A 22,910-nucleotide genomic window follows, 5' to 3' on the forward strand; every position below is an offset into this window, starting at 1 on the left:
ATCAGCCGGCGAGGATACGCTCAATCGCCGGGCGGTTCAGCCCCTTCAGTCCGATGACCACGAGGCGCGAGCGGCGGTCGTCGTCGGAAGTCCAGGCGCGGTCGTAATAGTGATTGACGCGCGGACCGACGGCCTGCAGCAAGAGCCGCATCGGCTTGCCGCCGACTTCGACGAAACCCTTGACGCGCAGCACGTTTTCTTCCTCCGCCGCCGTGGCGACACGCAAAGCCAGCTCATCGGGATTGGCGATCGACGGAATGTCGACGACGAAGGAATCGAAGTCGTCATGCTCGTGGTCGAGTTCGTCGTCGTGGTGGGTCTTGCGGTTCTCGATGTCGTCCTCGACGGCAAGGCCGAGGCCGAGCAGCACAGACGGATCGACCTTACCTTGCGAGGTCGGCACGATCTTGACGGCGCGCGCGGTGTGCTCGCCGATGATGGCATTGGCGCGGGCCGAACCAGCGGCGTCCATCAAGTCGCTCTTCGACAGTATGATCAGGTCGGCGCAGGCCAGCTGATCCTCGAACACCTCCTCGACCGGATCGTCATGGTCGAGCGTCTCGTCCTGCGCGCGCTGCGCCTGCAGGGCGTCCATGTCGTTGGCGACGCGGCCATCAGCCAGCGCCGGTCCGTCGACCACGGCAATGACGCCATCGACAGTCACCCGGCTCTTCACCGTCGGCCACTGGAAGGCCTGGACCAGCGGCTTGGGCAGAGCGAGCCCTGAGGTTTCGATCAGGATGTGGTCGACCTTCGGCGTCAGCGACAGGATCTGGTCGAGCGCCGGGACAAAGTCGTCGGCGACGGTGCAGCAGATGCAGCCATTGGCCAGCTCGACGATATTTTCCTCGGGGCAGGTGTCGATGCCGCATCCCTTGAGGATCTCGCCGTCGATGCCGATGTCGCCGAACTCGTTGACGATGATGGCCAGCCGCTTGCCGCCGGCGTTTTCGAGCAGATGGCGGATCAGCGTCGTCTTGCCGGCGCCGAGGAAGCCGGTAACGACGGTGCAGGGCACGCGGGAGACGGAAGCGGTCATATCTGGTCCTTCAAAGGTCGAGGGGAGGGATGCGGGCGACAAGGCCGCGCTTCAGGCAATCGGGGCGGCCGCGCCATGGAATGAGGCCGTCCGTCGAGGTGGCGAAGAGCTTTGCGCCAGTGACGAGATCGGCGCCGCTTGTCGTGGTCAGGTCGCCGAAGACATAGCTCCAGCAGCCGTCGCGCAGGATCGCGGCGCTCAGCCGGCGCTTGCAGTTGCCGAGGCATTCGACGCTGCGGATACGGATATTTTCGCCCGAAGCGGCGCGGCGCGTGTCTTCGGCCAGCAATTCGCCGGCGCGGGGATGGGCGTCGGAGCCGGTCTCATCGCGGCAGGAGGCGCAAACGATCACAGTGACGCCGGCCAAGGCATCACTATCGCCGGACAATGCGCCCGCTGTCTCAGCCAAAAAACTGCTGTCGCGTTCCAAATCAGGCTCCTTGCCCGGAAAACCCGCCAGGCGATCGGATTCTTATGTCCTAGACGGCAGGTCTCCTGGCTCGCGGGTCATCGCCTTGGTGCCGCCTTCCCGGGACCGTCCCAGTGGTTTTCGGCCTTGGCTCGTCGCTTACAGTTGCGGGGACAGCCGCGGATTTGAAATCGGAATTTCGCACCGCATTCCCTCTTGGCTCCTCCCTTTGCCGAGAGGAGACCGTCTAAACCGGATTTAGGCTTGTGGAGGCAGTCGTGTCAACGCATGGTTCCGACACGCGAGGGAAACGCTTCAGGGCAATTTTCGATGTCGCGCCGCCCCTCATTGCCCTGCCGGGCATTTCTCCCCGTATAGTGACGGGGAGAAAGAGCTGGTCGCAACGGCGGCGCCCCTCCTGCAACGCTGGTGATTGGCGAAACCATCGATGACAGCGTCCCTCTCCCCGTCTCTATACGGGGAGAGGATGCCGGCAGGCAGGTGAGGCGCAGCGCCGACATCGAGATCCGTTACGAACCCGCGACATCCGCCAGCGCTGGACCCAAATCGCCGGCCAGCGTCACTTCGATGCGTTCCAGGCCGAGCCAACCCTGCATCAGCTTCAACTCCTCGAAGAGTTCGGCGGCGCTTTGCGGCGGGGCGCCGGGCTCGGCATAGGCGGCATGGACGCGCAGCACGCCGGCCGGGCGGTCAGCCTTGAGGTCGATGCGCGCCACGATCCTTTCGCCGAGCAGGAACGGCAGCACATAATAGCCATATTGGCGTTTTTCGGCAGGGGTGTAGATCTCGATGCGATAGCGGAAACCGAACAGTCTTTCCGTGCGCGCTCGCTCGAAGACGACCGGATCGAACGGCGCAAGCAAGGCGCGCGTCTCGATCTTGCGCGGCAAACGGGCGTCCTTGTGAAGATAGGCAGGCTTGCTCCAGCCTTCGACGCGAACCGGCAAAAGGTCGCCTGCCTCGACCAGTTCCTCGATGCGGCCCTTGATGTCGGCGGGAGAGAGGCGGAAATAGTCGCGCAGGTCGCCCGCTGTCGCGACGCCGTGGGCGCGGGCGGAGATGCGCAGCAATTCGCGGTGCGCATCCTCCGGGGAGGGCACCGGCAAAGCAAGCACTGCCGGCGGCAGCACGCGCTGCGGCAGATCGTAGAGCCGCTCGAAGCCACGACGCGACGCCGTGGTGATACGGCCGGCCCAGAACAGCCATTCGAAAGCGTGCTTGGCGTCGCTCCAGCCCCACCAGCCGCCGTTTCCCTTCTGGCCTTCGAGGGCGGATGCGGCGACCGGCCCTCGTTCGACGACCTCGCGATAAATGTCTTCAATGTAGGCGGCGCGTTCGCGGCCCCACTTGGCCAGTCCGTTATACATTTCCTCGCCACGTTCGGCCCGCTCCATGCGCCAGCGCATCAGCGGATAGGTCTCGACCGGCAGAAAGGAGGCTTCGTGCGCCCAATATTCGAAGACCGTGCGCTTGCGCGTCACGGCGGCGTTGTCGAGCAGCGCAAGCGGGTAGGGGCCAAGCCGCGAATAGAGCGGCATATAATGGGCGCGCACCACCGCACTGACGGAATCGATCTGCAGCAGGCCGGTACGGCCAAGCACACGGGCCAGATGGCGGCGATCAGGCGTGCTGTTAGGGCGAGGGTCGGCAAACCCCTGTGCGGCAAGCGCGATGCGCCGGGCCATGGCGAGCGAGATTTTTTCCTTCATGCAGACGGCACTCTGTTGGCGTTCGACCAAGGTTGGGGCGAATGATTCCGCGTCATGCTAGCAGGGTTTTGGCGGCATCTATGTCAGGAGAGAAAACTGGAGTAAAAAGTGAAGGAAATCAAACAGGAGCGGATCAGACCAGTTTATCCGCATATGCTGCCAAGCACCGTGTTTTGAACAAGGTTTGACTTGCTTCGCCGAAAGCCCTGCGCTAACCCTCGCCGCGTTGCAGCATAGAGCCCCCTAAAACGGTTCAGTGGTTAAACTGTCACGCTTCCGCAAGTGGGTCCGGTGCTGTAATCAGAGTGGATTGGCCGCCAACGGAAAGCTGCAGCATGAACGCATTGTTGAGTTCGTACCTGCCCATCGTCCTGTTCATCGGCGTGGCGCTGGTCGTCGGCCTGGCGCTGCTTGCCGCACCCTTCCTGGTGGCCTACCGCAACCCAGATCCGGAAAAGCTTTCCGCCTATGAGTGCGGCTTCAACTCGTTCGATGACGCCCGCATGAAGTTCGACATTCGCTTCTACCTGGTGTCGATCCTGTTCATCATCTTCGATCTGGAGGTGGCCTTCCTGTTTCCGTGGGCAGTGTCTTTCAGCCAGATCGGCATGCTCGGATTCTGGTCGATGATGGTGTTTCTGGCTGTGCTGACCATCGGCTTTGCCTATGAATGGAAAAAAGGAGCGCTGGAATGGGATTGAGCGACAATTCCGGCACGCTCGTCGCGCCGAAGCCAAAAGGCATTCTCGACCCCAGCACCGGAAAGCCGGTGGGGGTGAATGACCCTTTCTTCCTCGAGATCAACAATGAGCTGGCCGACAAGGGTTTTCTCGTCACCTCGACCGAGGCGCTGATCACGTGGGCGCGCAGCGGCTCGCTGATGTTCATGACCTTTGGTCTCGCCTGTTGCGCGGTCGAAATGATCCACACCTCGATGCCGCGCTATGACTCGGAGAGGTTCGGTGTTGCTCCTCGCGCGTCTCCGCGCCAGTCCGACATCATGATCGTCGCCGGCACGCTGACCAACAAGATGGCGCCGGCGCTGCGCAAGGTTTATGACCAGATGCCGGAGCCGCGCTACGTCATCTCGATGGGCTCCTGCGCCAATGGCGGCGGCTATTACCACTATTCCTATTCGGTGGTGCGCGGCTGCGATCGCGTCGTGCCGGTCGACATCTACGTGCCCGGCTGTCCGCCGAGCGCGGAAGCGCTGCTCTACGGCATCCTTCTGTTGCAAAAGAAGATCCGCCGCACCGGCACGATCGAGCGGTGAGCGGGATGATGAGCCTGAATGAACTCTCGACCTATCTCGGCGAGAAGCTTGGCGGCCGGATTGGCGATGCAGTGTTTGCCTATGGCGAACTTACCATCTCGGTCGAGCCGCACGATCTGATCGAGGTGGTGAGCTTCCTGCGCGACGATCCAAAATGCCAGTTCATCTCGATCATCGACGTCTGCGGCGCCGATTATCCATCGCGGGCCAAGCGCTTCGACGTTGTCTATCACCTGCTGTCGCCGAAGCAGAATATTCGCATCCGCATCAAGGCCCAGGCCGACGAAGAGACGGTGGTGCCGTCGATCACTGGCGTTTATCCCGGCGCCGACTGGTTCGAACGCGAAACCTACGATCTCTATGGCGTGCTGTTTTCGGGCCATCCCGATCTCAGGCGGATTCTGACCGATTACGGCTTCGAGGGTCATCCGCTGCGCAAGGATTTCCCGCTGACCGGCTTCGTCGAGGTGCGCTACGACGACGAGGCCAAGCGGGTCATCTACGAGCCGGTCGAGCTCAAGCAGGAATTCCGCAATTTCGATTTTCTCAGCCCTTGGGAGGGGACGGATTACGTCCTTCCAGGCGACGAAAAAGCCAAGACGAATTGAGACGCCAGAATGGCTGAAACCTCCGTCCGTAATTTTAACATCAACTTTGGACCTCAACACCCTGCAGCGCATGGTGTTTTGAGGCTGGTTCTTGAGTTGGACGGCGAAGTCGTCGATCGCGTCGATCCGCATATCGGGCTGTTGCATCGCGGCACTGAAAAGCTGATCGAAGCCAAAACCTATCTGCAGGCCGTGCCCTATCTCGACCGGCTCGACTATTGCGCGCCGATGAACCAGGAGCATGCCTTCGCGCTTGCCGCCGAGCGTCTGCTCGGCATCGAGGTGCCGAAACGCGGCCAGCTGATCCGCGTGCTCTATTGCGAGATCGGCCGCATCATGTCGCACATCCTCAATGTGACGACACAGGCGATGGATGTCGGCGCGCTGACGCCGCCGCTTTGGGGCTTTGTCGAGCGCGAAAAGCTGATGGTGTTCTATGAGCGGGCCAGTGGCTCGCGCATGCATGCAGCCTATTTCCGCCCCGGCGGCGTCCACCAGGACCTGCCGCAGAAGCTGGTCGAGGATATCGGCAACTGGATCGACCCCTTCCTGAAATCGCTCGACGATCTCGACGCACTGCTGACCGGCAACCGGATCTTCAAGCAGCGCAATGTCGACATCGGCACCGTCTCGCTGGCCGACGCCTGGGCCTGGGGTTTTTCTGGCGTCATGGTGCGCGGATCCGGCGTCGCCTGGGATCTGCGCAAATCGCAGCCCTACGAATGCTATGCCGAGATGGATTTCGACATTCCGATCGGCAAGAACGGCGACTGCTACGACCGTTATCTCGTGCGCATGGAAGAGATGCGCCAGTCGGCGAAAATCATGCGCCAGTGTGTCGACCTGCTGCTCGGCAAGGAAAGCACCGGGCCGGTGTCAAACCTCGACGGCAAAGTCGTGCCGCCGAAGCGCGCAGCGATGAAGCGGTCGATGGAGGCGCTGATCCATCACTTCAAGCTCTACACCGAGGGCTACCGCGTGCCGGCGGGCGAGGTCTATGCGGCGGTCGAAGCGCCGAAGGGCGAGTTCGGCGTCTATCTGGTCTCCGACGGCACAAACAAGCCCTACCGGTGCAAGCTGCGCGCGCCCGGCTTCGCCCATCTGCAAGCCATGGATTTTTTGTGCCGCGGCCACATGCTGGCCGACGTCACCGCCGTGCTTGGCTCCCTCGACATCGTGTTTGGTGAGGTCGATCGCTAAATGTCAGTCCGCCGTCTCGCAGAAGCCAGCCTCCAGCCAGCCGCCTTCGCCTTCAACCGGGCGAATGCGGCAGCGGCGAAGCAATGGATCAAGAAGTATCCGAAGGGCCGCGAGCAATCGGCGATCATCCCGTTGCTGATGCTGGCGCAGGAGCAGGAAGGCTGGGTGACCAAGGCGGCGATCGAGACGATCTCCGACATGCTCGGCATGCCCTACATCAGGGGGCTCGAAGTCGCGACCTTCTACACGCAGTACCAGCTCAATCCGGTCGGCACCCGCGCGCATATCCAGGTCTGCGGCACCACGCCCTGCATGCTGCGCGGCTCGGAAGCGCTGATGGACGTGTGCCGCTCAAAAATCCATCACGACCAGTTCCATACCAACGACAAAGGCACGCTCTCGTGGGAAGAGGTGGAATGCCTCGGCGCCTGCGTCAACGCGCCGATGGTGATGATTTTCAAGGATACGTTCGAGGACCTGACGCCGGAACGGCTTGCCGAGATCATCGATCTCTATGATGCCGGCAAGGGCGCCTCGGTGACGCCGGGGCCGCAGAACGGCCGCACCTCCGAGCCGATCACCGGCCTGACGACGCTGAAGAGCGAAAAGGCGATCCTGAAGACGACCCGCGACAGGGAAGCCAAGGCGGCAGCGAAAGCCGCCCAGGAAGCAGCGGCGACTGCCGCCGCCGCGTCGGCTGCCCCGGCCGCGCAGGCACCGGCTGCCCCCTTTGCGCCGTCGAAAGCCAGCAAGCCGAAGACCGATGCGCCCGAAACCAGCCCGGCGCTGGAGACGCCTTCTCCTGCAAAGGTCGCACCAGAGACGGAAAAGGCGGCGAGCGTCAGAGCACCGCGGCATTCGGCCGCCAATGCCAACAAGGCCGCGCCGGAAGTCGAAAAGGTTTCGAAACAGCGCAGCGGTCCCAAGACCAAGGCTGAGCCAGCGGCTGCTTTCAAGGCGCCGGAGTTGAAGGAAGCGCCGTTCGGCGCTGCCGGCAAAAAAACCGCCAAGCCTGCCAAGCCTTCGCTTGAGGACAAGAACCGTCCGGCCGGCATCGCAAAGCCTGCACTGGTCGACGATCTCAAGCTGATCTCAGGCGTCGGCCCGAGAACCGAAGGTATCCTGCATTCGCTTGGCATCTTCACTTACGCGCAAGTCGCGTCCTGGAAGAAGGCCGAGCGCGAATGGGTCGACGGCTATCTCAGTCTCCGTGGCCGCATCGAGCGCGAAGACTGGGTCAAGCAGGCCAAGGCGCTCGCCAAGGGCGGGGTCGCCGAATATATCCGCGTCTTCGGCAAGAAACCGGTCTGAGGAACGAACAATGCTTCAGGACAGAGACCGCATCTTCAACAACATCTACGGCCGCTTCGACAAGTCGCTGGCCGGCGCGATGGCGCGCGGCGCCTGGGACAACACGCCAGGCATCATCGCCAAGGGGCGCGACTGGATCGTCAACGAGATGAAGGCATCAGGCTTGCGCGGCCGCGGCGGCGCCGGCTTTCCCACCGGGTTGAAATGGTCGTTCATGCCCAAGCAGAGCGACGGCCGGCCGAGCTATCTCGTCGTCAACGCTGACGAATCCGAGCCCGGCACCTGCAAGGACCGCGACATATTGCGCCACGATCCGCATACGCTGGTCGAGGGCTGCCTGATCGCCGGCTTCGCCATGGGCGCGGTCGCCGCCTACATCTACGTGCGCGGCGAGTTCATCCGCGAGCGCGAGGCGCTGCAGCGCGCCATCGACGAGGCCTATGAGGCCAAGCTGATCGGCAAGAACAACACGTCAGGCTATGATCTCGACATCTACATGCACCATGGCGCCGGCGCCTATATCTGCGGCGAGGAAACGGCGCTGCTCGAAAGCCTCGAAGGCAAGAAGGGCCAGCCGCGGCTGAAGCCGCCGTTTCCGGCCAATGTCGGCCTCTATGGCTGCCCGACGACGGTCAACAATGTCGAGTCCATCGCCGTGGCGCCGACCATCCTGCGCCGCGGCGCTGCCTGGTTCTCGTCCTTCGGCCGGCCCAACAATGTCGGCACCAAGCTGTTCTGCGTTTCGGGCCACGTCAACACTCCGTGCACCGTCGAAGAGGCGATGTCGATCCCGTTCCGCGAACTGATCGAGACGCATTGCGGCGGCATTCGCGGCGGCTGGGACAACCTGCTGGCGGTCATTCCGGGCGGCGCTTCGGTGCCGTTGGTGCCGGCGGAGCAGATCATCGACGCGCCGATGGATTTCGATGCGCTGCGCGACCTGAAATCGGGCCTCGGTACCGCGGCTGTCATCGTCATGGACAAATCGACCGATGTCGTGAAGGCGATCGCGCGGCTTTCCTATTTTTACAAGCACGAGAGCTGCGGCCAGTGCACGCCGTGCCGCGAAGGCACCGGCTGGATGTGGCGGGTGATGGAGCGGCTGGTGCGCGGTGAGGCGCAGAAGCGTGAGATCGACATGCTGCTCGACGTGACCAAACAGGTCGAAGGCCACACGATCTGCGCGCTGGGCGATGCGGCGGCGTGGCCGATCCAGGGCCTGATGCGGCATTTCCGCGGCGAGGTGGAGCGGCGTATCGACGAGTTTTCGCGCAATGCGCACCGGGCAGAGCCGGTGATGGTGGCGGCGGAATAGAGACGAATTCGAAATACGGGCGAGTGCCCGATTTGAAATACGGGCGAGTGCCCGATTTGAAATACGGGCGAACGCCCGATTTGAGATACGGGCAAGTGCCCGATCTGAGGAAGCAGGCCGGGGCATACGGAAGAAACGACCAGGAGACCACCTATGTCGCTGAATTCGAGACCCGATCATTTGATGCCAGATTTGGACCCGATCGAGAAGATGAACCAGGACCTGACCAGGATGATGCCGAAGGAGATGGCGAGCGCCATCAATCTCCTGGCGCACCCTGTCGCGGGTGCGGCAGCGATGTCGGCGCTCGGCATCGGGCTTGCCAATCATGCCTTTGGGGTGTGGATGGGCGTGCTCTCGGGCGCAGCCGAGGCCTCGCAGCGGCTCTTCCAGCCGATGGTCGACGATTTCGATGCCAGGATCGAACGCTTTTCGGAAACAGGGACAAGCTCCTCGACCAAGGCGCGGGCGGCGACGAAAACCTTGATCGCCGAGGCGAAGTCCTTCGCCAGGGACGTGAATGACATAGCGGCGAACAGCATGGATGATGCACCGAGCGTGGTGGATGCGGCTGCCGCCCCGGCCGGGTTGATGCCCGAGGATTTCAAGCAGCCCAAGGCCATGGATCGCCCGGAAAATCCGGCCGACCTCAAGGCGATATCGGGCATCGGGCCGAAGCTGGAAGAGGTGCTGAACGGCTTGGGCATCTGGACTTACGGCCAGATTGCGGCATGGACGCCGGAAGAGATCGCCTGGGTCGACGATTATCTGTCGTTCAAGGGCCGCATCGGTCGCGACAATTGGCTTGGCCAGGCGGCGGTGCTGGCCGCGGCCAAACATTGAATTCAATGCCGGGCGCGGTTTCGGCTGCGCCCCGGAAAGAAAGATTGCGGAATGTCCGCAGGGGTTTGAGACGACATGGCAAAGCTCAAGGTCGACGGGAAAGAGATTACTGTACCCGACCACTACACGCTGCTGCAGGCGGCCGAGGACGCTGGCGCGGAAGTGCCGCGCTTCTGCTTCCATGAGCGGCTGTCGATCGCCGGCAATTGCCGCATGTGCCTGATCGAGGTGAAGGGCGGGCCGCCCAAGCCGCAGGCGTCCTGCGCCATGGGCGTGCGCGATCTGCGCCCCGGCCCGAATGGCGAAACACCGGAAATCTTCACCAACACGCCGATGGTCAAGAAGGCCAGGGAAGGTGTGATGGAATTCCTGCTGATCAACCATCCGCTCGATTGCCCGATCTGCGACCAGGGCGGCGAGTGCGACCTGCAGGACCAGGCGATGGCATTCGGCGTCGATTCCTCGCGCTATCACGAGAACAAGCGGGCGGTCGAAGACAAGTATATCGGGCCGCTGGTCAAGACGATCATGAACCGCTGCATCCATTGCACGCGCTGCGTCCGCTTCACCACCGAAATCGCCGGCATTTCCGAACTCGGCCTGATCGGCCGCGGCGAGGACGCCGAGATCACCACCTATCTCGAAAGCGCGATGACCTCGGAACTGCAGGGCAACGTCATCGACCTTTGCCCGGTCGGTGCGCTGACCTCCAAACCCTACGCCTTCCAGGCGCGGCCGTGGGAACTGACCAAGACCGAATCCATCGACGTGATGGACGCCGTCGGCTCGGCGATCCGCGTCGATTCGAGAGGCCGCGAGGTGATGCGCATCCTGCCGCGCACCAACGAGGCGGTGAACGAGGAGTGGATTTCCGACAAGACCCGCTTCATCTGGGACGGCTTGCGCACTCAGCGCCTCGACCGGCCATACGTCCGCAAGAACGGCAAGCTGACCCCGGCAAGCTGGGCCGAGGCTTTCTCCGCGATCAAGGAAGCGGTGTCGAGCACCGCACCCGACAAGATCGGCGCCATTGCAGGTGATCTCGCCGCCGTCGAGGAGATCTATGCGCTGAAGCTGCTGATGGCCTCGCTCGGCTCGAAGAACACCGACTGCCGCCAGGATGGTGCCGCGCTCGATCCGTCGCTCGGCCGAGCAAGCTATATCTTCAACCCGACCATCGAGGGCATCGAGCAGGCCGACGCGGTGCTGATAATCGGTGCCAATCCGCGCTTCGAGGCGTCCTTGCTCAACGCCCGCATCCGCAAGCGCTGGCGGGTCGGCAACCTGCCGGTCGGCGTCATCGGCGATGTCGGCGACACGCGCTATGACTATGAGCAGCTCGGCGCCGGAACGGAATCGCTGAAGGATCTGGCCGACGGCAACGGCAAGTTCTTCGAGGTGCTGAAGAAGGCCACGCATCCCCTTATTATCGTCGGTCAAGGCGCGCTGGCACGGGCCGATGGCGCGGCCGTGCTTGGCCAGGCGGCGAAGCTCAGCCTGGCCGTCAACGCCGCGAGGGCCGACTGGAATGGCTTTGCCGTGCTGCACACTGCGGCGGGGCGTGTCGGCGGTCTCGATGTCGGATTCGTGCCGGGCGAGGGCGGCAAGAACGTCGCCGGCATGCTGGGCGATATGGACGTGCTGTTCCTGCTCGGCGCCGATGAGATCGACATGGCCAAGACCGGCGGCGCCTTCGTCGTCTATATCGGCACGCATGGCGACCACGGCGCGCACCGCGCCGACGTCATCCTGCCGGGCGCCGCCTATACCGAAAAGTCGGGCACCTACGTCAACACCGAGGGCCGCGTGCAGCAGACCAACCGTGCCGGCTTCGCACCGGGCGATGCGCGCGAGGACTGGGCGATCCTGCGGGCGCTGTCGGATGTTCTGGGCAAGAAGCTGTTGTTCGATTCACTGCCGCAGCTTCGGGCAAAACTCTATGGCGAATACCCGCATCTCGCCCGCATCGACCAGGTCGCGGCCGGCAACGCTGACGATATCGCCAAGGTGGCGAAGCTCGGCGGGCGGCTGAACAAGGGCACTTTCATCTCGCCGGTCAAGGATTTCTACCTGACCAACCCGATCGCGCGGGCTTCCGCCGTGATGGCGGAGTGCTCGGCGCTTGCGAAAAACGGTTTTAGGCAGGCGGCGGAATAAGCATGGACACCTTCTTCTCCTTCTACGTGCTGCCGACGCTGCTCATCCTGTTGAAGTCGGTCGTGCTGATCGTGGTGCTTTTGATCTTCGTCGCCTACATCCTGTACGCGGACCGCAAGATCTGGGCGGCGGTGCAGTTGCGCCGTGGCCCGAACGTCGTCGGCCCATGGGGCACGCTGCAGGCTTTCGCCGACCTTCTGAAGTTCGTGTTCAAGGAACCGGTGATCCCGTCCGGCGCCAACAAGGGCGTTTTTCTCCTGGCGCCTTTGGTTTCGGCGGTTTTGGCGATCTCGGCTTGGGCGGTGATCCCGGTCAATGAGGGCTGGGCGATCGCCAACGTCAATGTCGGCATCCTCTATGTCTTCGCCATCTCCTCGCTCGAGGTCTATGGCGTGATCATGGGCGGCTGGGCGTCTAACTCGAAATACCCGTTCCTCGGCGCGCTGCGCTCGGCGGCGCAGATGGTGTCCTACGAAGTCTCGATCGGCTTCGTCATCGTCACCGTGCTGCTTTGCGTCGGTTCGCTCAACCTGTCCGACATCGTGCTGTCGCAGCAGGACGGGCTGGGCACAAGGGTTGGCCTGCCCAACACCTTCCTCGACTGGCATTGGCTGTCGCTGTTCCCGATGTTCGTCATCTTCTTCATCTCGGCGCTGGCCGAAACGAACCGCCCGCCTTTCGACCTTGTGGAAGCCGAATCGGAACTCGTTGCCGGCCATATGGTCGAATATTCGTCGACGCCGTTCCTGCTGTTCTTCCTCGGCGAATATGTCGCCATCGTGCTGATGTGCGCGCTGGCCACCATCCTGTTCCTCGGCGGGTGGCTGCCGCCCTTCGACTTCGCTCCCTTCACCTGGGTGCCGGGTCTGATCTGGTTCGTGCTCAAGGTCTGCCTGGTATTCTTCATGATCTCCATGGTGAAGGCTTTCGTGCCGCGCTACCGCTACGACCAGCTGATGCGGCTCGGCTGGAAGGTCTTCCTGCCGATCTCGCTGGCGATGGTGGTGATTGTCGCCGCGTTCCTCAAGATCACGGGGTTTGCGTGATGTCCGCTCTAGCCCAAGCCGCAAAGTCGCTGCTCCTGCAGGACTTCGTCAGCGCTTTCTTCCTGTCGATGCGCCAGTTCTTCGCGCCGAAGGAGACGATCAACTATCCGCACGAAAAGGGGCCGACCAGTCCGCGCTTCCGCGGCGAGCATGCGCTGCGCCGCTATCCGAACGGCGAGGAACGCTGCATCGCCTGCAAATTGTGCGAGGCGATCTGCCCGGCGCAGGCGATCACCATCGAGGCCGGCCCCCGCCGCAACGACGGCACGCGCCGCACGGTGCGCTATGACATCGATATGGTGAAGTGCATCTATTGCGGCTTCTGCCAGGAGGCCTGCCCGGTCGACGCCATCGTCGAGGGGCCGAATTTCGAATTCGCGACGGAGACGCGCGAGGAACTCTATTACGACAAGGACAAGCTGCTGGCCAATGGCGACCGCTGGGAGCGCGAACTGGCGCGCAACATCTCGCTGGATGCGCCGTACCGCTGACATTTGACGCATGGACGGGGCGAAGGGCCTCGTCTAAGGAACACGCGGCTTCGGCAACCGAAGGCGGAACGAAGCCACACAACAAACAGGACGAACGTCCTGTTTGGACAGGAACCCGAGGGAACCCATGCTGAATGGACTAGAGGCGGCCTTTTTCTACCTCTTCGCCTTTGTCGCGGTGGCGTCGGCGTTCATGGTCATTTCGGCGCGCAATCCCGTGCATTCGGTGCTGTTCCTGATCCTGACCTTCTTCAACGCTGCAGGCCTGTTCATGCTGACCGGCGCCGAGTTCCTGGCGATGATCCTGCTCGTCGTCTATGTCGGCGCGGTCATGGTGCTGTTCCTGTTCGTGGTCATGATGCTCGACGTCGACTTCGCCGAAATGAAGGAAGGTGCCCTGCAATACGCGCCGATCGGCGCGCTGGTCGGGCTGATCCTGGCGGCTGAGCTGATCGTCGTGCTCGGCGGCTATTCGTTCGCGCCGCAACTGGCCGCGACGGTTTCAAAGCCCATTCCGGACCTTGCCGCGCGCTCGAACACGGCAGCGCTCGGTGACATCCTCTATACGGACTACCTCTATTATTTCCAGATTGCAGGCCTTGTGCTGCTGGTCGCCATGATTGGTGCCATCGTGCTGACGCTGCGCCACAAGCCTGGCGTCAAGCGGCAGTCGATCGCAGCCCAGGTCGGCCGCACGCCGGCAACTGGAATGGAAATCCGCAAGGTCAAGACGGGCGAAGGAATCTGAGATGACCGTCGGCATTGCACACTATCTGACCGTATCGGCGATCCTGTTCACGCTCGGCGTGTTCGGCATTTTCCTCAACCGCAGGAACATCATCGTGATCCTGATGTCGATCGAGCTGATCCTGCTCGCGGTCAACATCAATTTCGTCGCCTTCTCGGCAGCGCTCGGCGACCTCGTCGGACAGGTGTTCGCACTGTTCGTGCTGACGGTCGCAGCGGCTGAAGCCGCCATCGGCCTCGCCATTCTCGTCGTCTTCTTCCGCAACCGCGGTTCGATCGCGGTCGAAGACGTGAACATGATGAAGGGTTGACGGAAACCACCATGTATCAGGCCATCGTCTTCCTTCCTCTGCTCGGCTTCCTGATCGTCGGCCTGTTCGGCACGTCGCTCGGCGCCAAGGCTTCCGAATACATCACCTCCGGCTTTCTGGTGATATCAGCCGTACTGTCGTGGGTCGCCTTCTTCGCCGTCGGCTTCGGCGAGGGCGAGGTGTTCACCGTGCCGGTGCTGCGCTGGATCCAGTCGGGCGGGTTGGAGGCCGCATGGGCGCTGCGCATCGACACGCTGACGGTGGTGATGCTGGTTGTCGTCAACACGGTGTCGGCGCTGGTCCACATCTACTCGATCGGCTACATGCATCACGACCCGAACCGGCCGCGCTTCTTCGCCTATCTGTCGCTGTTCACCTTCGCCATGCTGATGCTGGTGACGGCCGACAATCTCGTGCAGATGTTCTTTGGCTGGGAAGGGGTCGGCCTCGCCTCGTACCTGCTGATCGGCTTCTGGTACAAGAAGCCGTCGGCCAATGCCGCCGCGATCAAAGCCTTCGTCGTCAATCGCGTCGGCGATTTCGGCTTTGCGCTCGGCATCTTCGGCGTGTTCGTGCTGTTCGGCTCGGTCAATCTCGGCACCATATTCGCCAATGCAGCGACGTTCGTTCCGGCCGAAGGCGCCCCCGAGGGCGCAGCCGTGCTGACCTTCCTCGGCTATGCCCTCGACAAACAGGCTGCGATGACCGTCGTCTGCCTGCTGTTGTTCATGGGCGCCATGGGCAAGTCGGCCCAGGTGCCGCTGCACACCTGGCTGCCGGACGCCATGGAAGGCCCGACCCCGGTCTCTGCGCTCATCCATGCCGCCACCATGGTGACCGCCGGCGTGTTCATGCTGGCGCGGCTGTCGCCGCTGTTCGAACTGTCGCATTCGGCGCTGATCGTGGTCACCTTCATCGGCGCCTTCACCGCCTTCTTCGCGGCGACCGTCGGCCTCGTCCAGAACGATATCAAGCGCGTCATCGCCTATTCGACCTGCTCGCAGCTCGGCTACATGTTCGTGGCGCTGGGTGTCGGCGCCTATGGCGCGGCGATCTTCCATCTGTTCACGCATGCCTTCTTCAAGGCGCTGCTGTTCCTCGGCTCCGGCTCGGTGATCCACGCCGTCTCGGATGAACAGGACATGCGCAGGATGGGCGGCCTCAGGACGCTCATTCCGAAGACCTACTGGATGATGGTGATCGGCACGCTGGCGCTGACCGGCGTCGGCATTCCGGTGACGGTGATCGGCACCGCCGGCTTCTTCTCCAAGGACGCGATCATCGAAAGCGCCTTTGCCGCGCACAATCCGGTCGCCGGCCTTGCCTTCGTGCTGCTGGTCGTCGCCGCCTGCTTCACCAGCTTCTATTCCTGGCGGCTGATATTCATGACCTTCCACGGCCAGCCGCGGGCGAGCCACGAGGTCATGCACCACGTCCATGAATCGCCGCCAGTCATGCTGGTGCCGCTATACATCCTGGCGGCGGGCGCGCTGTTCGCCGGCGTGATCTTCCATGGCGCCTTCATCGGCGAGGGCTATGCCGAGTTCTGGAAGGCGTCGCTGTTCACGCTGCCGGAAAACCACATCCTGCACGACATCCACGAAGTGCCGTTGTGGGTGAAGCTGGCGCCGTTCGTCGCCATGCTGATCGGTTTTGCGATTGCGTGGCAATTCTACATCCGCGCGCCGGAGATGCCGAAGAATTTGGCGGCGCAGCATCGCGGGCTTTACGCCTTCCTGCTCAATAAGTGGTATTTCGACGAGCTCTACGACTTCCTGTTCGTGCGGCCGGCAAAACGCCTGGGGCACTTCCTATGGAAGACCGGCGACGGCACCGTCATCGACGGGCTTGGTCCTGACGGCGTTTCGGCGCGCGTCGTCGACGTCACCAACCGGGTCGTCAAGCTGCAGACCGGCTATCTCTATCACTATGCCTTCGCCATGCTGATCGGCGTTGCCGCATTCGTCACCTGGATGATGCTCTGATGACCGCCTGGCCGATCCTCTCGCTGGTCACCTTCCTGCCGCTGGTTGGTGTGCTGTTCATTCTGCTGATCAATGACGACAGCGAAAATGCGCGCCGCAACATCCGCGCCATCGCGTTGTGGACGACGAGCATCACCTTCATCATCTCGCTGTTCATCTGGACCGGCTTCGACAATTCGGAGCCTGGCTTCCAGTTCGTCGAGAAGTTTGCCTGGCTGGATTCCGGCATCTCCTACCATATGGGCGTCGACGGCATCTCCATGCTGTTCGTCATCCTGACCACCTTCCTGATGCCGCTCTGCATCCTGGCTTCGTGGGAATCGATCGAGAAGCGCGTCAAGGCCTACATGATCGCCTTCCTGCTGCTGGAGACGCTGATGATCGGCGTGTTCTGCGCGCTCGACATCGTTTTGTTCTATGTCTTCTTCGAAGCCGGCCTGATCCCGATGTTCATCATCATCGGCGTGTGGGGCGGCAAGCGGCGCGTCTATGCCTCGTTCAAGTTCTTCCTCTACACGCTGGCCGGCTCGGTGCTGATGCTGCTTGCCATCATGGCGATGTTCTTCCAGTCCGGCACCACCGACATCCCGACGCTCCTGACGCACAACTTCCCGGCCTCCATGCAGACCTGGCTATGGCTCGCCTTTTTCGCCTCCTTCGCCGTGAAGATGCCGATGTGGCCGGTGCACACCTGGCTGCCGGACGCCCATGTCGAGGCGCCGACGGCCGGTTCGGTGATCCTGGCCGCCATCCTGCTCAAGATGGGCGGATACGGCTTCCTGCGTTTTTCGCTGCCGATGTTTCCGATCGCCTCGGAGATGTTCGCGCCGCTGGTCTTCGCGCTCTCCGTCGTCGCCATCATCTACACCTCGCTGGTGGCGCTGATGCAGGAGGACATGAAGAAGCTGATCGCCTATTCGTCGGTCGCCCATATGGGCTTCGTCACCATGGGCATCTTCGCGATGAACCAGGAAGGCGTCCAGGGGGCGATCTTCCAGATGCTGTCGCACGGCCTCGTGTCAGGCGCGCTGTTCCTCTGCGTCGGCGTCATCTACGACCGCATGCACACGCGCGACATCGACGCCTATGGCGGGCTGGTCAACAACATGCCGAAATACGCGACCGTGTTCATGATCTTCACCATGGCCAATGTCGGCCTGCCCGGCACCAGCGGCTTCGTCGGCGAGTTCCTGACCATGCTCGGCGTGTTTCGGGTCAATACCTGGGTGGCGTTCTTCGCCGCCACCGGCGTCATCCTGTCGGCGGCCTATGCGCTCTGGCTCTATCGCCGGGTGATCTTCGGCGCGCTGACCAAGGACAGCCTCAAGGGCCTGCTCGACCTGTCGGCGCGCGAGAAGGTGATCATCTATCCGCTGGCCGCGCTGGTCATCTTCTTCGGCGTCTACCCGGCGCCGGTCTTCGACGCGACGGCCGAATCGGTCAAGGCGCTCGTCACCAATGTCACCACATCTATCGACACCGCGCAGACCGCGGCGGCGAACTGACTGAGAGGTTTGCGAACCATGACGCCGGACCTTCTCTCCAGCCTGTCGCTCTCGACGCCAGAGCTGATCCTCGCCGTCGGCGCCCTGGCGCTGCTGATGCTCGGCGCCTATTCGCGCGCGAACACCACCACCACGGTGAGCGGCCTTGCCGTCGCGGTCCTAGTGGTTGCCGGCGTCTGGACGATCTTTTCCACCGGGCAGGGCAACGCTTACGGCGAAGCCTTCGTCCAGGATCCCTTCGCCCGCTTCATGAAGGTGCTGGCGCTGATCGGGTCGGCGGTGACGCTGGTCATGTCGATGCGCTTCGCCAAGGCGGAGCATTTCGACAAGTTCGAATATCCGGTGCTGATCCTGCTGTGCACGCTCGGCATGATGCTGATGATCTCAGCCAACGGCATGATCGGGCTTTATCTCGGCCTCGAATTGCAATCGCTTGCAATCTACGTGCTGGCGGCGATCAACCGGGACAATCTGCGCTCGACCGAGGCGGGGCTGAAATATTTCGTCCTCGGCGCGCTGTCCTCGGGCATGCTGCTTTACGGCATCAGCCTCGTCTACGGCTACACCGGCAACACTGGGTTCCAGGAAATCGCCACGGCGCTGGGCGGCGGCGAACGGCAGCTTGGGCTCGTCTTCGGCCTGGTCTTCGTGCTGGCCGGCCTCGCCTTCAAGATATCGGCGGTGCCGTTCCACATGTGGACGCCCGACGTCTATGAAGGCGCGCCGACGCCGGTGACGGCCTTCCTCGCGGCGGCGCCGAAGATGGCGGCGATGGCGCTGATCGTGCGCGTCACCATGGGCGCGTTCAAGCCGATCGCCGCCGACTGGCAGCAGATCATCGTCTTCATCTCGATCGCCTCGATGCTGCTCGGCGCCTTCGCGGCCATCGGCCAAACCAACATCAAGCGGCTGATGGCCTATTCCTCCATCGGCCATATGGGCTACGCGCTGGTCGGCCTCGCTGCCAACAGCCAGGCCGGCGTGCGCGGTGTTGCCATCTACATGCTGATCTATCTGGTGATGACGCTCGGCACCTTCGCCTTCATCCTCGCCATGCGGCGCAAGGAGGGCAATGTCGAACAGATCAGCGATCTCGCCGGCCTTTCGTCGACCAATCCGATCATGGCGACGATCCTGACGATCCTGATGTTCTCGCTGGCCGGCATCCCGCCGCTCGCCGGCTTCTGGGGGAAGTGGTACGTGTTCCTCGCCGCCATCAACGCCAACCTCTACGCATTGGCGATCATCGGCGTGCTGGCCTCCGTGGTGGGCGCTTATTATTATCTGCGAATCATCAAGATCATGTGGTTCGACGAACCTGTCGGCGGCTTTGTGCCGATGGCGACCGAGCTTCGCGTCGTGCTCGGCGCCTGCGGCGCCTTCGTGCTGTTCTACGTGCTGATCGGCGGGCCGATCGGCACCTATGCCGAAGCCGCCGCCAAGACATTTTTCTGACGGGATGGCATTTCGGCTGGCTCCAACAGCGGCGTCGGAAGGGTTCCGACTCGAGGCACATGACACGGTCGGTTCCACCAATGCGCTGGCGCTGGGCCATGCGCGGGCGGGGGATCCGGGCAAGCTCTGGGTCGTTTCAAAAAAACAGGAAAGCGGGCGTGGCCGGCGCGGCCGGGTCTGGGCAACGCCCGAGGGCAATCTGGCGGCGACGCTGCTGGTGGTCACCAATACCGAACTTCGCTTGGCCGCGACGCTCGGCTTCGTCGCCGGCCTGGCGCTGGCCGACGCGCTCGACGCCATCGTGCCGAAGGGCAGGATCGCAATCGGCCTCGACGGCGGCAGCGATGGAAAAAACCGTTTCGAGCTGAAATGGCCGAACGATGTGCTTGCCTCTGGCGCCAAGCTTGCCGGCATCCTGCTGGAATCGGCGACCCTCGAAGGCGATCGATCCGCTGTTGCAGTCGGCATCGGTGTCAATGTTGTGGCATACCCTGAGGATTTGCCTTATCCCGCGACATCGCTTAGCGCGCTGGGCGCCGCTTGCGATGCCGAGACGGTGTTTCTGGCGCTGTCGGATGCCTGGAGCGAGAATGCGCGGCTGTGGAATGATGGCCGCGGACTTTCCGCCGTCAGGCGGCGCTGGCTGACGCGCGCGGCAGGGCTTGGCGGGCAGGTTGCTGTCAGAATTGACGGTAATGTGGTGCGCGGCACGTTCGAGACCATTGACGAGGACTGCCGTTTCGTGATCCGCGACGATGAGGGTTCTGTTCTGACGATCGCCGCCGGCGATGTGCATTTCGGTGCGGTCGCGTCGGCCCAGGTTTGACGGGCCCAGATTTGACGGGCCCAGATTTGACGGACCGGTTTTGACGGGCCCCAGTTTTGAAGGGCCTGGCTTGACCGGCCAGGAAAGGAAAGATCATGGCGACAGCGGAAAACGCCGAACTCGTCTTCGTGCCGCTCGGCGGTGTCGGCGAGATCGGCATGAACTTCGCTCTCTATGGCTACGGCCCGGCCAATGCGCGCGAATGGATCGTCGTCGATGTCGGCGTCACCTTTCCCGATGCCAGCCTACCCGGCGTCGACCTGGTGCTGCCCGACACGCGCTTCATCGAGGAGAACGTCGCCAATCTACGCGGCATCATCATCACACACGCGCATGAGGACCATTACGGCGCGCTGCTCGACACATGGCCGAAGCTCAAGGCGCCGGTCTGGATGACGCCGTTCGGCGCCGGATTGCTGGAAGCCAAGCGGCAGGGCGAGCAGGGCGCACCGAAGATCCCGGTGACGATCTACCGCGCCGGCGAAAAGTTCAGCGTCGGCCCGTTCGAGATCGAGGCCATCCCGGTCGCGCATTCGATTCCCGAGCCGATGTCGCTGGCGATCACCTCGCCGGCCGGCACCGTCATCCACACCGGAGACTGGAAGATCGATCCGGCGCCGACGATCGGGCCGATGACCGACGAGGCCCGCTTCCGCGCCTATGGCGACAACGGCGTGCTGGCGCTGATCTGCGATTCCACCAATGCGCTGCGGGAAGGGGAGTCGCCGTCGGAAGTGGCGGTGGGGGAGGGCCTCAAGGGCGTCATCCAGAGCGCCAAGGGCCGCGTCGCGGTCACCACTTTTTCCTCCAATGTCGGGCGCATCGTTTCCATTGCCAAAGCGGCACGCGATGCCGGCCGCCAGTGCCTGGTGCTCGGCCGCTCTCTGAAGCGCGTCATCGATGTTGCCGGCGAACTCGGCTACATGGATGGGCTGCCCGAATTCATCGCCGAGGAGGATTTTGGCTTCATCCCGCGCGAAAACCTCGTCATCATCTGCACCGGCAGCCAGGGCGAGCCGCTTGCGGCATTGGCAAAACTGTCGCGCGAGGAGATGAAATCGGTGTCGCTGACAGCAGGCGACACGGTGGTGTTTTCCTCGCGCACCATTCCCGGCAACGAGAAGGGTATCCTCGAGATCAAAAACCGCCTGATCGATCTCGGCATCAAGATCATCGAGGACGGCGATGCGCTGGTGCATGTCTCCGGCCATCCGCGCCGCAGCGAATTGCGCAAGATGTACCAATGGGTGCGCCCGCAGATCGGCGTGCCGGTGCATGGCGAGGCGGCGCATCTGGTGGCGCAGGGATCCCTGATGTCGGTCTCAGGGATCGGCCAGGTGGCGCAGGTCCGTGACGGCGACATGCTGCGGCTCTATCCCGGTGCGGCGACGATCATCGACCAAGTGCCGTTCGGCCGCATCTACAAGGACGGCAGGCTGATCGGCACCGACCAGGCAATGGGCATTCGCGACCGGGGCAAGCTGTCTTTCGCCGGCCATGTCGCGGTCAACGTCGTGCTCGACGACAAGTATGAGCTCGCCGGCGATCCCGATCTGGTCGCAATCGGCGTCGCCGAGGCCGATGCCCGCGGCGAGAGCCTGGAAGACCTGATGATCGATGCGGCAATCGGCGCCGTGGACTCCATCCCCCGTCAGCGCCGAAGAGATCTCGACCTCGTGCAGGAGGCAGTGCGCCGCGCCGTCCGCGGCGCCGCCAATGAAGCCTGGGGCAAGAAGCCGCTGGTGACAGTGTTCGTCACAAGGTAAGGGAATAGGGGAGTAGGGCAGTACGGCAGTAGGGGGAGAAAGTAGTTTTCCCTACTCCCATACTGCCCTACTGCCTTACTGCCCTGAGGAAAACCTATGCTCGGACGCCTGAATCATGTCGCGCTTGCCGTGCCGGATCTGGCCGCGGCGACAGCAGCCTATCGCGACACGCTCGGCGCTCGGGTGACCGCGCCGCAGGCGCTGCCGGAGCATGGCGTGACGGTGGTGTTCGTCGATGTCGGCAACACCAAGATCGAATTGCTGGAGCCGCTCGGCGAGGGTTCGCCGATCGCGGCATTCCTCGAGAAGAACCCCTCGGGCGGCATGCATCATGTCTGCTATGAGGTCGACGACATTCTTGCCGCGCGTGATCACCTCAAGGCCAGCGGCGCCCGTGTCCTGGGCGACGGCAACCCGAAGACCGGCGCGCATGGCAAGCCGGTGCTGTTCCTGCACCCGAAGGATTTCTTCGGCACGCTGGTCGAACTGGAGCAAGCATGAGCTGGGTTTCGTTTATCGCCCTGTTCTTCATCACCTGGTGGGTGGTCCTGTTCGCCGTCCTGCCGTTCAGCATGAGAACGCAGGACGAGGATGAGGACGTGACGCTGGGCACGGTGCATAGCGCGCCGCGCGGACCGCATATGCTGCGCGCCGTGCTGCGGACGACGATCGCCACGATGGTTCTTCTTGGCATCTTCTATGGCATTACGAGGGGGCTCGGCCTCGGTGTCGACGACATCCCGCACATCGTGCCGGATTTCAGCCAGAACCCCGAAAATTAGACCGCCGGGCACGGCTGTCCACATCCTGCATGTGAGCACCAATCCGGGCCGGAGGCCGATGCAGGTTTTCGAACCCGCTCTGCTGACGTTGGGTAAGGTGGCTTGGCAATT

Annotated in this window: 22 protein-coding genes and 1 riboswitch; of the genes, 19 read left to right on the forward strand and 3 right to left on the reverse strand. The window is 62.9% G+C overall.

All coding sequences use genetic code 11. The features are described 5' to 3' along the window. Position 1 precedes the first annotated feature (1 nt). The 3 genes from cobW to AC0L25_RS02395 form a co-directional block, all read right to left on the reverse strand. A complete protein-coding gene (gene cobW, locus AC0L25_RS02385) occupies positions 2-1,039 on the reverse strand; it encodes a cobalamin biosynthesis protein CobW (protein WP_473594039.1) in 1,038 nt (345 codons plus the stop codon). Positions 1,040-1,049: 10 nt separating this feature from the next. Further along, on the reverse strand, positions 1,050-1,469 hold the full coding sequence (locus AC0L25_RS02390; RefSeq protein ID WP_473594040.1) for a DUF1636 family protein: 420 nt from the start codon (positions 1,467-1,469) through the stop codon (positions 1,050-1,052). A 38-nt stretch (positions 1,470-1,507) separates the two neighbouring features. Next, positions 1,508-1,711: riboswitch (cobalamin riboswitch) on the reverse strand. 267 nt (positions 1,712-1,978) lie between these two features. Further along, the gene (locus AC0L25_RS02395; RefSeq protein ID WP_473594041.1) at positions 1,979-3,178 is read right to left on the reverse strand and encodes a winged helix-turn-helix domain-containing protein; all 1,200 of its coding nucleotides are present in this window, start codon (positions 3,176-3,178) and stop codon (positions 1,979-1,981) included. A 335-nt stretch (positions 3,179-3,513) separates the two neighbouring features. On the opposite strand from AC0L25_RS02395, the gene AC0L25_RS02400 reads away from it, so the two are divergent. The 19 genes from AC0L25_RS02400 to AC0L25_RS02490 all read left to right on the forward strand — a co-directional run bounded on the left by AC0L25_RS02400 (position 3,514) and on the right by AC0L25_RS02490 (position 22,799). Next, a complete protein-coding gene (locus AC0L25_RS02400; protein WP_023798850.1) occupies positions 3,514-3,879 on the forward strand; it encodes an NADH-quinone oxidoreductase subunit A in 366 nt (121 codons plus the stop codon). Continuing rightward, positions 3,870-4,451 (forward strand): NuoB/complex I 20 kDa subunit family protein, encoded by a 582-nt coding sequence (locus AC0L25_RS02405; protein ID WP_473594042.1) that lies wholly within the window; start codon positions 3,870-3,872, stop codon positions 4,449-4,451. Before AC0L25_RS02400 ends, AC0L25_RS02405 begins: the two co-directional genes overlap by 10 nt. A gap of 5 nt (positions 4,452-4,456) precedes the next feature. After that, positions 4,457-5,059, forward strand: a complete 603-nt coding sequence (locus tag AC0L25_RS02410; RefSeq protein ID WP_473594043.1) for an NADH-quinone oxidoreductase subunit C — start codon at positions 4,457-4,459, stop codon at positions 5,057-5,059. 9 nt (positions 5,060-5,068) lie between these two features. Beyond that, entirely contained in the window at positions 5,069-6,259 is a 1,191-nt protein-coding gene (locus AC0L25_RS02415) for an NADH-quinone oxidoreductase subunit D (RefSeq protein WP_473594044.1), read from the forward strand. Beyond that, positions 6,260-7,570, forward strand: coding sequence for an NADH-quinone oxidoreductase subunit E (locus AC0L25_RS02420; RefSeq protein WP_473594045.1), 1,311 nt, complete (start codon positions 6,260-6,262; stop codon positions 7,568-7,570). A gap of 10 nt (positions 7,571-7,580) precedes the next feature. Next, positions 7,581-8,885, forward strand: a complete 1,305-nt coding sequence (nuoF, locus tag AC0L25_RS02425) for an NADH-quinone oxidoreductase subunit NuoF (protein ID WP_473594046.1) — start codon at positions 7,581-7,583, stop codon at positions 8,883-8,885. 153 nt (positions 8,886-9,038) lie between these two features. Further along, positions 9,039-9,728 carry an NADH-ubiquinone dehydrogenase gene (locus tag AC0L25_RS02430; RefSeq protein WP_473594047.1) on the forward strand — a complete coding sequence of 230 codons (690 nt, stop codon included), beginning with the start codon at positions 9,039-9,041 and terminating at the stop codon, positions 9,726-9,728. A gap of 75 nt (positions 9,729-9,803) precedes the next feature. Continuing rightward, positions 9,804-11,885, forward strand: coding sequence for an NADH-quinone oxidoreductase subunit NuoG (nuoG, locus tag AC0L25_RS02435; RefSeq protein ID WP_473594048.1), 2,082 nt, complete (start codon positions 9,804-9,806; stop codon positions 11,883-11,885). A gap of 2 nt (positions 11,886-11,887) precedes the next feature. Next, positions 11,888-12,931, forward strand: coding sequence for an NADH-quinone oxidoreductase subunit NuoH (gene nuoH / locus AC0L25_RS02440; protein WP_473594049.1), 1,044 nt, complete (start codon positions 11,888-11,890; stop codon positions 12,929-12,931). Continuing rightward, entirely contained in the window at positions 12,931-13,422 is a 492-nt protein-coding gene (gene nuoI / locus AC0L25_RS02445) for an NADH-quinone oxidoreductase subunit NuoI (protein ID WP_023798861.1), read from the forward strand. The genes nuoH and nuoI overlap by 1 nt, the downstream gene beginning before the upstream one ends. Before the next feature lie 127 nt (positions 13,423-13,549). Then, entirely contained in the window at positions 13,550-14,170 is a 621-nt protein-coding gene (locus AC0L25_RS02450; protein ID WP_473594050.1) for an NADH-quinone oxidoreductase subunit J, read from the forward strand. Between the two features lies 1 nt (position 14,171). Beyond that, positions 14,172-14,480, forward strand: a complete 309-nt coding sequence (gene nuoK, locus AC0L25_RS02455) for an NADH-quinone oxidoreductase subunit NuoK (RefSeq protein ID WP_006335669.1) — start codon at positions 14,172-14,174, stop codon at positions 14,478-14,480. A gap of 11 nt (positions 14,481-14,491) precedes the next feature. Then, complete coding sequence (nuoL, locus tag AC0L25_RS02460) at positions 14,492-16,465, forward strand: NADH-quinone oxidoreductase subunit L (RefSeq protein ID WP_473594051.1); 1,974 nt, start codon at positions 14,492-14,494, stop codon at positions 16,463-16,465. Then, on the forward strand, positions 16,465-17,970 hold the full coding sequence (locus tag AC0L25_RS02465; RefSeq protein ID WP_473594052.1) for an NADH-quinone oxidoreductase subunit M: 1,506 nt from the start codon (positions 16,465-16,467) through the stop codon (positions 17,968-17,970). The genes nuoL and AC0L25_RS02465 overlap by 1 nt, the downstream gene beginning before the upstream one ends. Positions 17,971-17,988: 18 nt before the next feature. Further along, positions 17,989-19,425 (forward strand): NADH-quinone oxidoreductase subunit NuoN, encoded by a 1,437-nt coding sequence (gene nuoN / locus AC0L25_RS02470; protein ID WP_473594053.1) that lies wholly within the window; start codon positions 17,989-17,991, stop codon positions 19,423-19,425. A gap of 4 nt (positions 19,426-19,429) precedes the next feature. Further along, complete coding sequence (locus AC0L25_RS02475; RefSeq protein ID WP_473594054.1) at positions 19,430-20,251, forward strand: biotin--[acetyl-CoA-carboxylase] ligase; 822 nt, start codon at positions 19,430-19,432, stop codon at positions 20,249-20,251. Positions 20,252-20,346: 95 nt separating this feature from the next. Next, positions 20,347-22,017, forward strand: a complete 1,671-nt coding sequence (locus AC0L25_RS02480; protein WP_473594055.1) for a ribonuclease J — start codon at positions 20,347-20,349, stop codon at positions 22,015-22,017. Between the two features lie 96 nt (positions 22,018-22,113). Further along, positions 22,114-22,518 carry a methylmalonyl-CoA epimerase gene (gene mce, locus AC0L25_RS02485; protein WP_095483449.1) on the forward strand — a complete coding sequence of 135 codons (405 nt, stop codon included), beginning with the start codon at positions 22,114-22,116 and terminating at the stop codon, positions 22,516-22,518. Further along, positions 22,515-22,799, forward strand: coding sequence for a DUF1467 family protein (locus AC0L25_RS02490; protein WP_473594056.1), 285 nt, complete (start codon positions 22,515-22,517; stop codon positions 22,797-22,799). Before mce ends, AC0L25_RS02490 begins: the two co-directional genes overlap by 4 nt. Positions 22,800-22,910 lie beyond the last annotated feature (111 nt).

The organism is Mesorhizobium sp. WSM4813 (assembly GCF_055811555.1).

Coding starts and splice junctions, on each gene's coding strand:
- cobW (WP_473594039.1), bottom strand. CDS start 1,039: ATGACCGCTTCCGTCTCCCGCGTGCCCTGCACCGTCGTTACCGGCTTC.
- AC0L25_RS02395 (WP_473594041.1), bottom strand. CDS start 3,178: ATGAAGGAAAAAATCTCGCTCGCCATGGCCCGGCGCATCGCGCTTGCC.
- AC0L25_RS02400 (WP_023798850.1), top strand. CDS start 3,514: ATGAACGCATTGTTGAGTTCGTACCTGCCCATCGTCCTGTTCATCGGC.
- AC0L25_RS02405 (WP_473594042.1), top strand. CDS start 3,870: ATGGGATTGAGCGACAATTCCGGCACGCTCGTCGCGCCGAAGCCAAAA.
- AC0L25_RS02410 (WP_473594043.1), top strand. CDS start 4,457: ATGATGAGCCTGAATGAACTCTCGACCTATCTCGGCGAGAAGCTTGGC.
- AC0L25_RS02415 (WP_473594044.1), top strand. CDS start 5,069: ATGGCTGAAACCTCCGTCCGTAATTTTAACATCAACTTTGGACCTCAA.
- AC0L25_RS02420 (WP_473594045.1), top strand. CDS start 6,260: ATGTCAGTCCGCCGTCTCGCAGAAGCCAGCCTCCAGCCAGCCGCCTTC.
- nuoF (WP_473594046.1), top strand. CDS start 7,581: ATGCTTCAGGACAGAGACCGCATCTTCAACAACATCTACGGCCGCTTC.
- AC0L25_RS02430 (WP_473594047.1), top strand. CDS start 9,039: ATGTCGCTGAATTCGAGACCCGATCATTTGATGCCAGATTTGGACCCG.
- nuoG (WP_473594048.1), top strand. CDS start 9,804: ATGGCAAAGCTCAAGGTCGACGGGAAAGAGATTACTGTACCCGACCAC.
- nuoH (WP_473594049.1), top strand. CDS start 11,888: ATGGACACCTTCTTCTCCTTCTACGTGCTGCCGACGCTGCTCATCCTG.
- nuoI (WP_023798861.1), top strand. CDS start 12,931: ATGTCCGCTCTAGCCCAAGCCGCAAAGTCGCTGCTCCTGCAGGACTTC.
- AC0L25_RS02450 (WP_473594050.1), top strand. CDS start 13,550: ATGCTGAATGGACTAGAGGCGGCCTTTTTCTACCTCTTCGCCTTTGTC.
- nuoK (WP_006335669.1), top strand. CDS start 14,172: ATGACCGTCGGCATTGCACACTATCTGACCGTATCGGCGATCCTGTTC.
- nuoL (WP_473594051.1), top strand. CDS start 14,492: ATGTATCAGGCCATCGTCTTCCTTCCTCTGCTCGGCTTCCTGATCGTC.
- AC0L25_RS02465 (WP_473594052.1), top strand. CDS start 16,465: ATGACCGCCTGGCCGATCCTCTCGCTGGTCACCTTCCTGCCGCTGGTT.
- nuoN (WP_473594053.1), top strand. CDS start 17,989: ATGACGCCGGACCTTCTCTCCAGCCTGTCGCTCTCGACGCCAGAGCTG.
- AC0L25_RS02475 (WP_473594054.1), top strand. CDS start 19,430: ATGGCATTTCGGCTGGCTCCAACAGCGGCGTCGGAAGGGTTCCGACTC.
- AC0L25_RS02480 (WP_473594055.1), top strand. CDS start 20,347: ATGGCGACAGCGGAAAACGCCGAACTCGTCTTCGTGCCGCTCGGCGGT.
- mce (WP_095483449.1), top strand. CDS start 22,114: ATGCTCGGACGCCTGAATCATGTCGCGCTTGCCGTGCCGGATCTGGCC.
- AC0L25_RS02490 (WP_473594056.1), top strand. CDS start 22,515: ATGAGCTGGGTTTCGTTTATCGCCCTGTTCTTCATCACCTGGTGGGTG.